The organism is Kocuria sp. LHG3120 (assembly GCF_049897445.1).
In the GTDB taxonomy this organism is placed as follows: Bacteria; Actinomycetota; Actinomycetes; order Actinomycetales; family Micrococcaceae; genus Kocuria; species Kocuria rosea.
Genome location: NZ_JAFCWG010000009.1, coordinates 30,921 through 42,996 on the forward strand (window position 1 = coordinate 30,921; position 12,076 = coordinate 42,996).

Annotated in this window: 12 protein-coding genes; 5 read left to right on the top strand and 7 right to left on the bottom strand. The window is 74.6% G+C overall.

Features of this window, described 5'->3' with window-relative positions; translation table 11 throughout:
- Window positions 1-59 precede the first annotated feature (59 nt).
- From rhaI to ACP7CD_RS16150, 5 genes are all read left to right on the top strand, one after another.
- On the top strand, window positions 60-1,226 hold the full coding sequence (rhaI, locus tag ACP7CD_RS16130; RefSeq protein WP_426120629.1) for an L-rhamnose isomerase: 1,167 nt from the start codon (window positions 60-62) through the stop codon (window positions 1,224-1,226).
- A gap of 42 nt (window positions 1,227-1,268) precedes the next feature.
- Window positions 1,269-3,314: a bifunctional aldolase/short-chain dehydrogenase gene (locus tag ACP7CD_RS16135; protein ID WP_426120630.1), complete on the top strand. Its 2,046-nt coding sequence runs from the start codon at window positions 1,269-1,271 to the stop codon at window positions 3,312-3,314.
- A gap of 5 nt (window positions 3,315-3,319) precedes the next feature.
- A complete protein-coding gene (locus tag ACP7CD_RS16140) occupies window positions 3,320-4,792 on the top strand; it encodes a rhamnulokinase (RefSeq protein WP_426120631.1) in 1,473 nt (490 codons plus the stop codon).
- 93 nt (window positions 4,793-4,885) lie between these two features.
- Window positions 4,886-5,680: a hypothetical protein gene (locus tag ACP7CD_RS16145; RefSeq protein WP_017834019.1), complete on the top strand. Its 795-nt coding sequence runs from the start codon at window positions 4,886-4,888 to the stop codon at window positions 5,678-5,680.
- A complete protein-coding gene (locus tag ACP7CD_RS16150; protein ID WP_017834018.1) occupies window positions 5,677-6,510 on the top strand; it encodes a hypothetical protein in 834 nt (277 codons plus the stop codon). Before ACP7CD_RS16145 ends, ACP7CD_RS16150 begins: the two co-directional genes overlap by 4 nt.
- An 18-nt stretch (window positions 6,511-6,528) precedes the next feature.
- On the opposite strand, the gene ACP7CD_RS16155 is transcribed toward ACP7CD_RS16150, so the two are convergent.
- The 7 genes from ACP7CD_RS16155 to ACP7CD_RS16185 all read right to left on the bottom strand — a co-directional run bounded on the left by ACP7CD_RS16155 (window position 6,529) and on the right by ACP7CD_RS16185 (window position 12,076).
- Entirely contained in the window at window positions 6,529-7,314 is a 786-nt protein-coding gene (locus tag ACP7CD_RS16155) for a VOC family protein (protein WP_017834017.1), read from the bottom strand.
- A gap of 137 nt (window positions 7,315-7,451) precedes the next feature.
- Entirely contained in the window at window positions 7,452-8,591 is a 1,140-nt protein-coding gene (locus ACP7CD_RS16160; protein WP_126346880.1) for an NAD(P)/FAD-dependent oxidoreductase, read from the bottom strand.
- Window positions 8,592-8,646: 55 nt separating this feature from the next.
- A complete protein-coding gene (locus ACP7CD_RS16165) occupies window positions 8,647-8,853 on the bottom strand; it encodes a hypothetical protein (protein WP_017834015.1) in 207 nt (68 codons plus the stop codon).
- A 45-nt stretch (window positions 8,854-8,898) separates the two neighbouring features.
- On the bottom strand, window positions 8,899-9,813 hold the full coding sequence (locus ACP7CD_RS16170; protein ID WP_126346881.1) for an EamA family transporter: 915 nt from the start codon (window positions 9,811-9,813) through the stop codon (window positions 8,899-8,901).
- A 34-nt stretch (window positions 9,814-9,847) separates the two neighbouring features.
- Window positions 9,848-10,720 (bottom strand): N-acetylglucosamine kinase, encoded by an 873-nt coding sequence (locus ACP7CD_RS16175; RefSeq protein ID WP_426120632.1) that lies wholly within the window; start codon window positions 10,718-10,720, stop codon window positions 9,848-9,850.
- Window positions 10,721-10,823: 103 nt separating this feature from the next.
- Window positions 10,824-11,045 (bottom strand): hypothetical protein, encoded by a 222-nt coding sequence (locus ACP7CD_RS16180; RefSeq protein ID WP_035925329.1) that lies wholly within the window; start codon window positions 11,043-11,045, stop codon window positions 10,824-10,826.
- A gap of 272 nt (window positions 11,046-11,317) precedes the next feature.
- Window positions 11,318-12,076 (bottom strand): dienelactone hydrolase family protein, encoded by a 759-nt coding sequence (locus tag ACP7CD_RS16185; protein ID WP_126346882.1) that lies wholly within the window; start codon window positions 12,074-12,076, stop codon window positions 11,318-11,320.

Here is a 12,076-nt window from a genome sequence, read left to right on the forward strand (position 1 = left end):
GCTGATCACGCCGCCGTCCCGGTCGCGTCCCCGATCCCCGCACGGAAGATGTGAAGCCCATGACTGCATTCGACGACATCGCGCCCCAACTGGCCGCCCAGGCCATCGAGCTGCCCTCGTGGGCGTTCGGCAACTCGGGGACCCGGTTCAAGGTCTTTTCCACCCCGGGCACCCCGCGCACGGTCGAGGAGAAGATCGCCGACGCCGCCACGGTGCACCGGTTCACCGGACTGGCCCCGAGCGTCGCCCTGCACATCCCGTGGGACCAGGTGGACGACTATGGGGCCCTGGCCCGGTACGCGGCCGACCAGGGGGTGGCGCTGGGCACGATCAACTCCAACACCTTCCAGGACGAGGCCTACAAGTTCGGCTCCCTCACCCACTCGGACCCCGCAGTGCGCCGGAAGGCCGTCGACCACCACCTGCGGTGCCTCGAGATCATGAACGGGACCGGCTCGCGGGACCTGAAGATCTGGCTGGCCGACGGCTCCAACTACGCCGGCCAGCAGGACCTGCGTGGACGCCAGGACCGGCTGGCGGAGTCGCTGGCCGAGATCTACGCCCAGGTCGGGGCGGAGCAGCGGCTGGTGCTGGAGTACAAGTTCTTCGAGCCGGCGTTCTACCACACCGACGTCCCGGACTGGGGGACGGCCTGCGCCCAGGTCACCGCCCTCGGGGAGCGGGCGCTCGTCTGCCTGGACACCGGCCACCACGCCCTGGGCACCAACATCGAGTTCATCGTGATGCAGCTGCTGCGGCTCGGGAAGCTCGGCTCCTTCGACTTCAACTCCCGCAACTACGCCGACGACGACCTCATCGTGGGCGCGGCGGACCCCTTCCAGCTCTTCCGCATCATGGTCGAGGTCATCCGCGGCGGGGCCCTGGACCCGGACTCCGGCGTGGCCTTCATGCTCGACCAGTGCCACAACGTGGAGGAGAAGATCCCCGGCCAGATCCGCTCGGTGCTCAACGTCCAGGAGATGACCGCCCGCGCCCTCCTGCTGGACCGGGTGGCCCTGACCGCCGCCCAGGAGGCCGGCGACGTGCTCGGCGCACACCAGGTCCTGATGGACGCCTTCTACACCGACGTCCGCCCCGCCCTGGCGGACTGGCGCGAGGCCCGCGGCCTGCCGGCGGACCCGATGGCCGCCTACGCCGCCTCCGGGCACCAGCAGCGCCTGGCCGCCGAGCGCGTCGGCGGCACCCAGGCCTCCTGGGCCTCCTGACCTCACCCCCCTGCACACCACCTCGCAGAGAGACACCTGATCATGCAGACCACCACGCACTCCGTCGTCGCCGACCTGATCGCCCGCTCCAACCGGCTCGGCGCGGACCCCAAGAACACCAACTACGCCGGCGGGAACACCTCCGCCAAGGGCACCGCGACCGACCCCGTCACGGGCGAGGGCGTCGAGCTGCTGTGGGTCAAGGGCTCCGGCGGGGACCTCGGCACCCTCACCGAGAAGGGCCTCGCCGCGCTGCGGCTGGACCGGGTCCGCGCACTGACCGGCGTCTACCGCGGGGCCGAGCACGAGGACGAGATGGTCGCGGCCTTCGACTACTGCCGGCACGGGGCGGGCGGGGCGGCGCCGTCCATCGACACCGCCATGCACGGGCTGGTCGACGCCGCCCACGTGGACCACCTGCACCCCGATTCCGGCATCGCGGTCGCCACCGCCGCCGACGGGGAGCGGCTCACCGGTGAGATCTTCGGCGGGAAGGCCGTGTGGGTGCCCTGGCGCCGCCCCGGCTTCCAGCTGGGCCTGGACATCGCGGCGATCAAGGAGGCGAACCCGGAGGCGATCGGGTGCATCCTCGGCGGGCACGGCATCACCGCCTGGGGCGAGACCTCGGAGGAGGCCGAGGCGAACTCCCGGTGGATCATCGACACCGCCGAGGCCTACATCGACGCCCACTCCCCGGCCGAGCCCTTCGGCCCGGTCCTGGACGGCTACGGGGCGCTGCCGGAGGAGCAGCGCCGGGCCAAGGCCGCGGCCCTGGCCCCCGTGATCCGCGGACTGGCCTCCGCAGACCGCCCGCAGGTGGGCCACTTCACCGACGACGCCCGGGTGCTGGAGTTTCTCGCCGGCACCACACACCCGCGCCTGGCCGCACTGGGCACCTCCTGCCCGGACCACTTCCTGCGCACCAAGGTCAAGCCCCTGGTCCTGGACCTGCCCGCCGGCGCCCCGGTCGAGGACTGCGTCGCGCGGCTGAAGGAGCTGCACGAGGCCTACCGCGCGGACTACCAGGCCTACTACGACCGCCACGCCGGCCCGGACTCGCCCGCGATCCGCGGGGCGGACCCGGCGATCGTGCTCGTCCCCGGGGTGGGCATGTTCTCCTTCGGCAAGGACAAGCAGACGGCCCGGGTGGCCGGGGAGTTCTACCTCAACGCGATCAACGTCATGCGCGGGGCCGAGGGCATCTCCGCCTACGCCCCGATCGACGAGGCCGAGAAGTTCCGCATCGAGTACTGGGCCCTGGAGGAGGCCAAGCTCCGGCGCATGCCCGAGCCCCAGCCGCTGGCCACCCGGATCGCCCTGGTCACCGGGGCGGCCTCGGGCATCGGCAGGGCCATCGCCGCCCGCCTGGCCGCCGAGGGCGCCTGCGTGGTCATCGCCGACCTGGACGCCGAGAAGGCCCGCGCCGCGGCCGCGGAGCTCGGCGGGACCGACGTGGCCGTCGGCGTCGCCGTCGACGTCTCGGACGAGGCCGCCGTGCAGGCCGCGATCGCCGACGCCGTGCTGGCCTTCGGCGGGCTGGACCTGGTGGTCAACAACGCCGGCCTGTCGCTGTCCAAGCCGCTGCTGGAGACCACCGAGAAGGACTGGGACCTGCAGCACGACGTGATGGCCAAGGGCTCCTTCCTGGTCTCCAAGAACGCGGCCCGCGTGCTCATCGCCCAGGGGCTGGGCGGGGACATCGTCTACATCTCCTCGAAGAACTCGATCTTCGCCGGGCCCAACAACATCGCCTACTCCGCCACCAAGGCCGACCAGGCCCACCAGGTCCGGCTGCTCGCCGCCGAGCTGGGCGAGCACGGGATCAAGGTCAACGGCATCAACCCGGACGGCGTGGTGCGCGGCTCCGGGATCTTCGCCGGCGGCTGGGGCGCCAAGCGCGCCGCGGTCTACGGCGTGCCGGAGGAGGAGCTGGGCGCGTACTACGCCCAGCGCACCCTGCTCAAGCGGGAGGTCCTGCCCGAGAACGTCGCCAACGCGGTCTTCGCCCTGTGCACCGCCGACTTCTCCCACACCACCGGCCTGCACGTGCCCGTCGACGCCGGCGTGGCCGCCGCCTTCCTCCGGTGAGCCCGGTGCGCACCACCGCGGCGGTCGCCGCGGTCGACCTCGGGGCCACCAGCGGGCGTGTGATCCTCGGCGGCCTCGTGGACGGGAGGCTCCGGATGCGCCACGTGGCCCGCTTCCCCAACCAGCCCGTGCGCCTGCACGAGGGGGACCGGGCCGGTCTGCACTGGAACATCACCGAGCTCCACCGGTCCGTGACCGCCGGGCTGGCCCAGGCCCTCCGCCAGGAGGACGACGTCGTCTCCGTCGGCGTCGACTCCTGGGCGGTGGACTACGCGCTGCTGCGCCACGGGCGGATGCTCGGGGTGCCCTACCACTACCGGGACGAGCGCACCGCCGCCGGGGTGGCGGCGGTCCACGCACGGGTGGGGCGGGAGGAGCTGTACCGGCGCAACGGGCTGCAGCACCTGCCGTTCAACACGGTCTTCCAGCTCGCCGCCGACCGGCTCGCCGGGGACCTGGCCGTGGCCGACCGGGCCCTGCTGATCCCCGACCTCGTCGCCTACTGGCTCACCGGGCAGCAGGTCGCCGAGGCCACCAACGCCTCCACCACCGGCCTGCTCGACGCCCGCACCGGGCAGTGGGACACCCGGCTGCTGGACGAGCTCGGGTTCGCCCGGGAGCTGCTCGCCCCCGTCGTCGCCCCCGGCACCACGATCGGCGAGCTGCTGCCGGCGGTGGCGGCCGAGCTCGGCGCCGGCCCAGGCCTGCCGGTCACCGCCGTCGGCTCCCACGACACCGCCTCCGCCGTGGCCGCCGTGCCGAGCACCGCCGAGGACGCGGCCTTCATCTCCTCCGGGACCTGGTCGCTGGTCGGCATCGAGCTGGAGGCCCCGGTGCTCGGCGAGGAGAGCCGGGCGGCGAACTTCACCAACGAGGGCGGGGTGGACGGGCGGGTCCGCTACCTGAAGAACGTCTCGGGACTGTGGCTGCTCACCGAGTCCATGCGCAGCTGGGACGGGCCCGGCGCCACCGACGCCCAGCGCAGCAGCGACCTCTCGGCCCTGCTCGCCGAGGCCGCCGCCGTGACCCGCCCCGTGGCCGTCTTCGACGCCACCGACGACCGCTTCACCGCCCCGGGGGACATGCCCGCCCGCATCACCGCCTGGTGCCGGGAGCACGACGTCGAGCCCCCGCGCGGCCGCGCCGAGGTGGTGCGCTCGATCCTGGAGTCCCTGGCCGCGGCCTACGCCTCCACGATCGAGCAGGCCGAGCGGCTGTCCGGGCGGAGCATCCGCACCGTGCACGTGGTGGGCGGTGGGTCGCAGAACGCCCTGCTGTGCCAGCTCACCGCCGACCGCACCGGCCGCACCGTGCACGCCGGCCCCGTGGAGGCCACCGCGATCGGCAACGTCCTGGTCCAGCTGCGGGCCGCCGGCGTCCTCTCCGGCACCCTGGAGGCCCTGCGGGAGCTCGTGGCCCGGACGTTCGAACCCGTCCGCTACGAGCCGCGGGTGCTCAGCCCCGCCCGCCGGTCGTAGCGGGCAGGTCCGGGCCCGCCCCACCCATCCGATGCCTCCCCGGCGCCGAACATCCTCACGAGAGCACCCCATCGAGGAGGAGAAAGAGGCGTCATGGCCTTCGACATCGACCGGTTCGCCGAGGAGTCCACCAGTCTGCACTGGGAGGACCTGGGGCTCGAGGCCCTGCGCGAGGACCCCCTGCCCCCGGAGACGCTGCGCACGCTGCGGTACATGTGCGACGTCGAGTTCCACACCGTCTGCTACCTGCGGGACATGCTCGTCAGCCCCTCCCGCAAGGACCCCGAGGTCAGCACCTTCATGACCATGTGGAACCGGGAGGAGTTCTGGCACGGGGAGGCCCTCGCCCACGTGCTGTCCCTGCACGGGATCACCGTGGCCTTCGACGAGCTCAAGGCCAAGCGGGTCAAGCTCGGCTGGCGCGACCGCATCAACCCGGTGAAGCAGTCGCTGCTGTCCAACATCGTGGGCACCGACTTCGTCGCCGTGCACATGCTCTGGGGCGCGGTGAACGAGCGGTCCGCGGCCGCCGCCTACCGGCGCCTGGCCGCGCTCGAGGACCACCCCGTGCTCGCCCCGCTGCTGCGGCGCATCGCCGCGCAGGAGACCAAGCACATCGCGTTCTACACCACCCAGGCCCGGGCCCGGCTGCAGGACAGCCCGAAGGCGCAGAAGCTCGCCCGCCTGGCCCTGCGCACCGCCTGGCAGCCGGTCGGCTCCGGGGTCTCGCCCGAGGAGGAGGTCACCCACGTCATGGGCCACCTCTTCGCCGGGGCCGAGGGCCGCCGGGAGGTCGAGGCCATCGACCGCCAGATCGCGAAGCTGCCCGGCATGGAGGGACTGACGGTGGTGGCCGACGCCCTGGACGCCCGGGGCGTGGCCGCGTGAGCGCGAGCAGCACCTCCGCGGTGGGCGGCCCCCGGTCCGACGTGCGCGCACCCGGGTTCGACGTGCGCGCCTACGCGCGCGACCCGCACGCGCTGCGCCCGGCCGACCTCGACCTCCAGGCCCTGAACGACCTCGCCCCCGGGACCCTGGAGGTGCTGGCGCACCTGTGGTGCGTCGAGCGCGGCCTGCTGGACCGGCTGCGGGACCTGCTGGTCACCCCCACCCACGCCGAGGCCCGGGTGACGGCCTTCCTCACCGCGTGGGCCTACGAGCAGCACTGGCTCGCCGAGACCCTGGGAGCTGTCCTGGCCGCCAACGGCCGCACGGCCCGGGAGCCCGCCGACACGCACCTCGGCCGGGCCCGGCGGACCTGGGACGAACGGGCCCGGCCCGCGCTCGGCGCGGTCTCCAGCAATCTGCTGGGCGCCGAGACCACCGGCGCCCAGATGGTCACCGGAGGACTCGACACCGCCGTGCTCGCCGCGGTCTACCGGCGGCTGGGGGCAGTCGAGCCCCGGCTGGCCGGTACGGCCCGGGAGATCGTGGGACTGAAGGAGCGGCACCTGGCGTTCTTCGCCGAGGAGGCCGGAGCGCGACTGGACCGCAGTGCGAGCGCGCGCCGGCTCGCCCGCTCCGGGGCGGCCCGGTGGCGGTGGCCCGGCACCCGCTACGGCGACCCCGGTCCGCACCGGGCGTGGGTCAGCCGGCTGTTCGCGGACCCGGCCGCCCGTGCCGACCTGCTGGCGGTCGACGAGGACCTCGCCGCGCTGCCCGGTCTGGCCGGCGCCCGCCCGGTCGCCGCGGCGCTGGGACGCCTCGACCGGGGCTGAGGCGCCCCGGCAGGGGAGCTACATCTCCTCCTTCGGGGTCATCAGCACGAAGACCTCCTGGTCGGGTCCCGCGACGGCTGCCATCCGCCCGTACTCGAAGTCGGAGGGCTCCTGGACGACCGACCCCCCGGCCTCGCGCACGCGGCGCACGGCGGCGTCGACGTCCTCGACCTGGAACGCGACCGACCAGCCGGGCCGGGCGTCACCGGCCGCGGGGTCGAGACCGCCGATGCCGCCGGCGGGCATCTGCCCGCCGGGAACGGTGAACAGGGCGTAGGGCATCCGGTCGTCGCCGATGTCCTGGTAGGCGTAGCCGAAGACCGCGGCGTAGAAGCCCTGGGCGGCGGCGGGATCACCGGTCATGAGATCGCACCAGACCACCGCGCCAGGCTCCCCGTACGCCTCGAAGCCGGTGTGCTCGTGGGCCTGCCACATGCCGAAGGCCGCCCCGGTGCGGTCGACCCACATCCCCATGGAGCCGAAGGCCCCGACCTCCATGGGCTCGAACACCGGGGTGGCCCCGGCCTCGACCGCCCGGGCGGCATGGGCGGAGATGTCCTCGGTGGCCAGGTAGACCGACCAGACGTGCGGGGCGTCGGCCATGCCCTCCATGGTGGGGGAGAGCCCGGCGACGGCCCGACCGCCGAGCAGCGCGTTGCAGTAGCCGCCGTACTCGGGCTGGGACTCGGAGTAGGTCCAGCCGAGCACGTCGCGGTAGAAGGCCTGGGTGCGGCCCAGGTCAGAAGCCATCAGGTCCACCCAGCAGGGCGTGCCGGCCGGCCAGGGTTCGGTGTGCGTGGTCATGGCGAAGGTCCTTCCGGGAAGCGGGTGCAGCGGTGCCGCCGGGGGTCCGCCACGGCGTCCGGGACCCGGACACGATGCGGTGTGACCTCCGACACGTTCCAGGCTAGGCGCCCGCTCGGACGCGCTACCGGGTCCGCTCAGCCGGCCGAGCGGCCCAGCTGCTCCCCGTGGTGGAGGTGGCCGGGGACCGTGCCGGTCAGCACGGTCCCGGCGAGCGCCTCGCCGAGCGCGGGGGCCTGCTTGAACAGGTTGTGCCCGGCGAGGGCGGTGAGCCCGTCCTCGGACCAGATCCCCACGCCGTCGTCGCCCCAGGGCAGCCGGGTGACCCAGCAGTGCACGTGGTCCACCGGGCGCGGGTCCAGGCCGGGCAGGGCGCGCCGCACGTAGGCCACGGTCCGGTCGGCCAGGGCGGCGAGCGCCGCGGGATCGGCGAGGCCGCCGTCCGGGTGGGCGGGCGTGTCGGCGCTGAGGCCCACCGAGAAGTGGCGGCCGTCCGGATACGGCGCGGCGTACACGCCGGTCTCGCCGAAGGCCCCGCTGCCGTCCTGGAAGGTCGGCAGGCCCCGGGCGGCACCGGGGGACGCTCCGTCCGGGACCGGACCGTGACGGGCCGGTCCGTCCGGGGCCAGGGCGAACGTGATGCGGACGTGGGCGCCCACCGCCACGGGCAGGTCGAGCCCGGCGCCGCGGGCCAGCGGGGCGGTGCCCCGGCCGGCGCACAGCACCACGTGGTCGTAGGTCTCGCAGGTGGTCCCGGTCCGCACCTCCACCGCTCCCGTGCCCGTGCGCCGGACCGCGAGCACGTGCTCGCGCAGCATCGACCCCTCGAGCCGGCGCGACAGCGCCGCGACGGCGGCGAGGGTGCGGATGGCGCCGCCGCGGACGTCGAGCATCGCCGGGCCGGTCCAGTCGGCGAGCAGCGGCAGCCGCTCGTGCAGCTCCGCGGGCGACAGGCGCCGCACGGGGACGTCCTCGAACGGCTCCAGGGTGCGGAGCTTGCCCTCCACGCCGTCCCCGATCGCCACGGCGCCGTCGGGGGAGACCAGCTCGACGCCGAACTCCTGCTCCCACTCCCGCCACAGGGCCCGGCTGCGGGCGACCAGCGCCACCAGCCGGGGGTCCTCGTGGGCGTGCCGGAAGATCCGGCCCTGCCCGGCGGACTGCCCGCCGCCGGGCGGCCCGAACTCGTACAGGGTCACGTCGGCGCCGCGCGCCCGCAGGGCGTGGGCGGCGGCCAGGCCCACGATGCCCGCGCCGACCACGGCCGTGCGGGTCACCGGAGGACTCCGGGGACGCTCGTCACGCCGGTCGGGCGCGCTGCCGTCCGGGCGCTCAGCCGTCCTGCCCGGGGTCGGTGCTCTCGCCGAGAATGTCGTCGAAGGCCTCTCGCACGGCCTGCCGGGTGGCCAGGCGCACGCTCGCCGCGCCCTGCTTGTCCGCGGTGTCGGCGTTCTCGATGTTGCTGCGCTCCTCGCGCTCCTGCTCCAGGGCGTGGTCCCGGGCGGAGCGGATGCGGTCCATGATCTCGTTGGCTTCCATGGTCTCCATCCCATCACGGCCGTCCGACATTGAACAGGGGACTGATCAGTTTTCGCGGGCCGCCGGGTCCGCCGCGGCGTCCGCGGCGAGCTCGGGGGAGCTCCCGCCCACCATGATCACGGCGCTCGCGGCCACGACCAGGCCCATGCCCACGAGCTGCGGGCCCGTGAGCGCCTGCCCGAGCACCAGCAGCCCGGCGAGGGCCGCGACCGCGGGCTCCAGGCTCAGCAGGATCCCGAAGACCTTGGGCGGGATGGCCCGCAGCGCGAGCAGCTCGAGGGAGTAGGGGACCACGGAGGAGAGCATCGCGATCCCCACCCCCGCGCCCAGCACGCCCCACGTCAGGGCGGGGACGTGCGCCGTGAGGACACCCACCGGGGTGACCAGGACCGCCGCCACGACCAGGGCCACGGCGAGACCGTCCAGCTGGTCGAAGTGCCGGCCCGCGGACCGGCTGCCCAGGATGTAGGCGGCCCAGCCCGCCCCGGCCAGCGCGGCCCAAGCGATGCCGGCGAGGTCGAGCTCCGCCCACGGCACGGTGAGGGCCTGGGAGATGAGCACGATCCCGCCCAGGGCCGCCGCCACGGCGAGGACGTCCCGGCCGCGGCGGGAGAGCACGGCGGACAGGGCGAGCGGGCCCAGGAACTCGATGGTCACGGCCACGCCCAGCGGGAGGGTGGCCAGGGACTGGTAGAACGCGAAGTTCATGCCGGCCAGGGCCGCCCCGAAGAACAGGCCGGACCGCCACGCCTCCCGGCTCCGGCCGCGCAGCCGCGGCCGGATGACGGCCAGCATGATCGCGGCGCTGATGAGCAGCCGCATGGTCACCGTGGCGGACGCCCCGATCAGGGGCACCAGGACGGCGGCGAGGGCCCCGCCGAACTGGACGGAGACGACGGCGGCCAGCACGTAGAGGGTCGGGCGCAGCCGGGGGCCGCGGGCGGGAGCGAGGGTGGTCACCCGTTCAGGGTAGGGCTCCCCGGCGGCTCTGCCGTCACCGGCGCTCGCCGAGACGCAGGGCGCCGTGCACGGGATCGCGCTCGAGCACCCGCAGCTCCCCGAGACCGCGGGCCGCGGCGGCCTGCTGCAGCCGGTCCCGCAGCAGCGGCTGGTGCCGTGCCAGGCCACCGCCCACCACCACCGGGCCGGTCAGCTCCAGCCGCCGGGACACGGTGCCGGCGAGGTCGGCCAGCGCCCCGGCCGCGCGCTCCACCAGCTGCAGGGCGTCGTCGTCGTGCGCCGCGGCCTCGAAGGCGACCCGGGAGAGCCCGGCCCAGAACCCGCGGTCCGCGCCGCTGTGGAAGCGCTCGATGAGCTGACCGGGCTCGGGAATCCCGCAGTGCGCCAGCACCGCCCGGTCCAGGGCGTCGGGCCGCAGCCCGTCGTCGAGCCGGGCGAGGGCGCGGCGCACGAGCTCCCGGCCCAGCCAGTAGCCGCTGCCCTCGTCGCCCAGCAGGTGCCCCCAGCCGCCGGCGCGCGCCTCCCGGCCGTCCGGGGCGGCGCCCCAGGCGGCGGAGCCGGTGCCGGCGATGACCGCGATGCCGGTGCTGCACCCGCCGGCGGCCAGGACCAGCCGGGTGTCGTGCACGACGACGATCCGCGCCGCCCCCGTGTGCGGGGCGATGAGCGCGCGCAGCGCCTCGGCGTCCGCGGGCGTGTCGACGCCGCCCGCCCCTGCCACGACCACGTCCGCGGCGGAGGCGCCCAGCTCACCGAGGACGCCGGCCAGGGCGCGGGAGGCCTGGGCGGGACTGACGTTCTGCACGTTGGCGCTGCCGCCGACGACCTCCTGCACCGGGCGGCCGTCCTCGGCCCGCAGGCCGTGGGTCGTGGTGCCGCCGATGTCCAGGCCGATGAGGATGCTCATGGGTCCATCCTGCCGTGCGCGGCCGGGCGGGCCCAGGGTACGACGACGCCCGACCGGGCGCCGGTGCGTACCGGCCCGATCGGGCGTCGTGGACCGTGTCCGGTCAGGCCGCGAGGGCCAGGGGCGCGGGGCGCAGGCGGCAGTCCTCGAAGGAGAACAGCCGGCGGACGCCGGTGCCGGCCTCCAGGACCCACAGGACGCCCAGGGGGTGCGAGACCTGCCCCACGGTGCCGACGCAGCTCTCGTAGAACTCGTCCCAGATCTCGAGCCGGTCGCCGGGCTGGATCTGGCTCAGGTCGGTCATCCACTTCTCAGCAGCGGTCATTCCGCCACCTCCCATCAAGTCTTCGTTCGTGTGTGCTTCCATGGTGCACTGTCCGCGGTGACCTGCGCAGCGACCCCGATTTGACAAACGGCCCGTGGGTCTTGAGCTTCGTCACACCCCCGTCCGGTCGGCAACCTGCAACGGTTGCCAGGAGGGTGCCGAGGGCGGCGTTCTGTGACGGCCGTCCCGGCCGGGCGCGTGAACAACAACACGTCACGAATTCGTCGTCGCACACCGTCATCCGTGTCGTGCGCGCCCTCGCCCCCGGGGGCTCAGCCCTCGGAGTCCTGCGCTCCGTCCGGACCGGCCGGCTCCCGCAGGTGCCGGTCGAAGAACGCGACGATCCGGCGCCGGGCGTCCTGGGTGGCCGGGTCGTCGTAGGCCGTGCGGCTGAACCGGCCGAGCACCCGCAGCATCGGGGAGAGGTCCTCGGGGTCGTGGTCGTTCATGAAGCCGTGACCCACCCCGGGGTAGATCCTGATGTCGTGCGCCACCTCGGTCTCGGTGAGGATGCCCTCCAGGCGGCGGCCGGCGTCGGCGCCCAGGGGAGTGGTGTCCGCCCCGCCGTAGCTGCCCACGATGGGGCAGGCGTCCGGGAGCCACTGCTCGGCGCCCTCGGGGCACCCGCCGTAGTTCGTGCTCGCGGCCGAGAACCCGTGCTCCACGGCGAGGGCGAGCGCGTAGCCGCCGCCCATGCAGAAGCCGACGACCCCGATCCGGCCCGTGCAGTCGGGGCGCGCGGCGAGCCAGGACCGCGCCGCCTCGACGTCGTCGAACGTGCGTCCCCGGCGGGCGCCGATGTCCTTCATGATCGTGCGCAGGCAGCGGAGCCGGCCGCCCCAGTGGAAGAGGTCCGGGGCCGCGGCGAGGAACCCCGCGCCCGCCAGCCAGTCCGCCTGGTGGCGCAGGTCCTGGCTCATCCCGGTGAAGTCGTGCACGAGCACCACCCCGGGCCAGGGCCCCGGGCTGTCGGGCACCGCCACGTGGACGGGCATCTGCCCGTGACCGGTGGCCACGAGGACGTCGCTCAT

Excerpts from the sequence above, each read along its gene's own strand:
- rhaI (WP_426120629.1), top strand. The coding sequence starts at position 60 with ATGACTGCATTCGACGACATCGCGCCCCAACTGGCCGCCCAGGCCATC.
- ACP7CD_RS16135 (WP_426120630.1), top strand. The coding sequence starts at position 1,269 with ATGCAGACCACCACGCACTCCGTCGTCGCCGACCTGATCGCCCGCTCC.
- ACP7CD_RS16145 (WP_017834019.1), top strand. The coding sequence starts at position 4,886 with ATGGCCTTCGACATCGACCGGTTCGCCGAGGAGTCCACCAGTCTGCAC.
- ACP7CD_RS16155 (WP_017834017.1), bottom strand. The coding sequence starts at position 7,314 with ATGACCACGCACACCGAACCCTGGCCGGCCGGCACGCCCTGCTGGGTG.
- ACP7CD_RS16165 (WP_017834015.1), bottom strand. The coding sequence starts at position 8,853 with ATGGAAGCCAACGAGATCATGGACCGCATCCGCTCCGCCCGGGACCAC.
- ACP7CD_RS16175 (WP_426120632.1), bottom strand. The coding sequence starts at position 10,720 with ATGAGCATCCTCATCGGCCTGGACATCGGCGGCACCACGACCCACGGC.
- ACP7CD_RS16180 (WP_035925329.1), bottom strand. The coding sequence starts at position 11,045 with ATGACCGCTGCTGAGAAGTGGATGACCGACCTGAGCCAGATCCAGCCC.
- ACP7CD_RS16185 (WP_126346882.1), bottom strand. The coding sequence starts at position 12,076 with ATGAGCGACGTCCTCGTGGCCACCGGTCACGGGCAGATGCCCGTCCAC.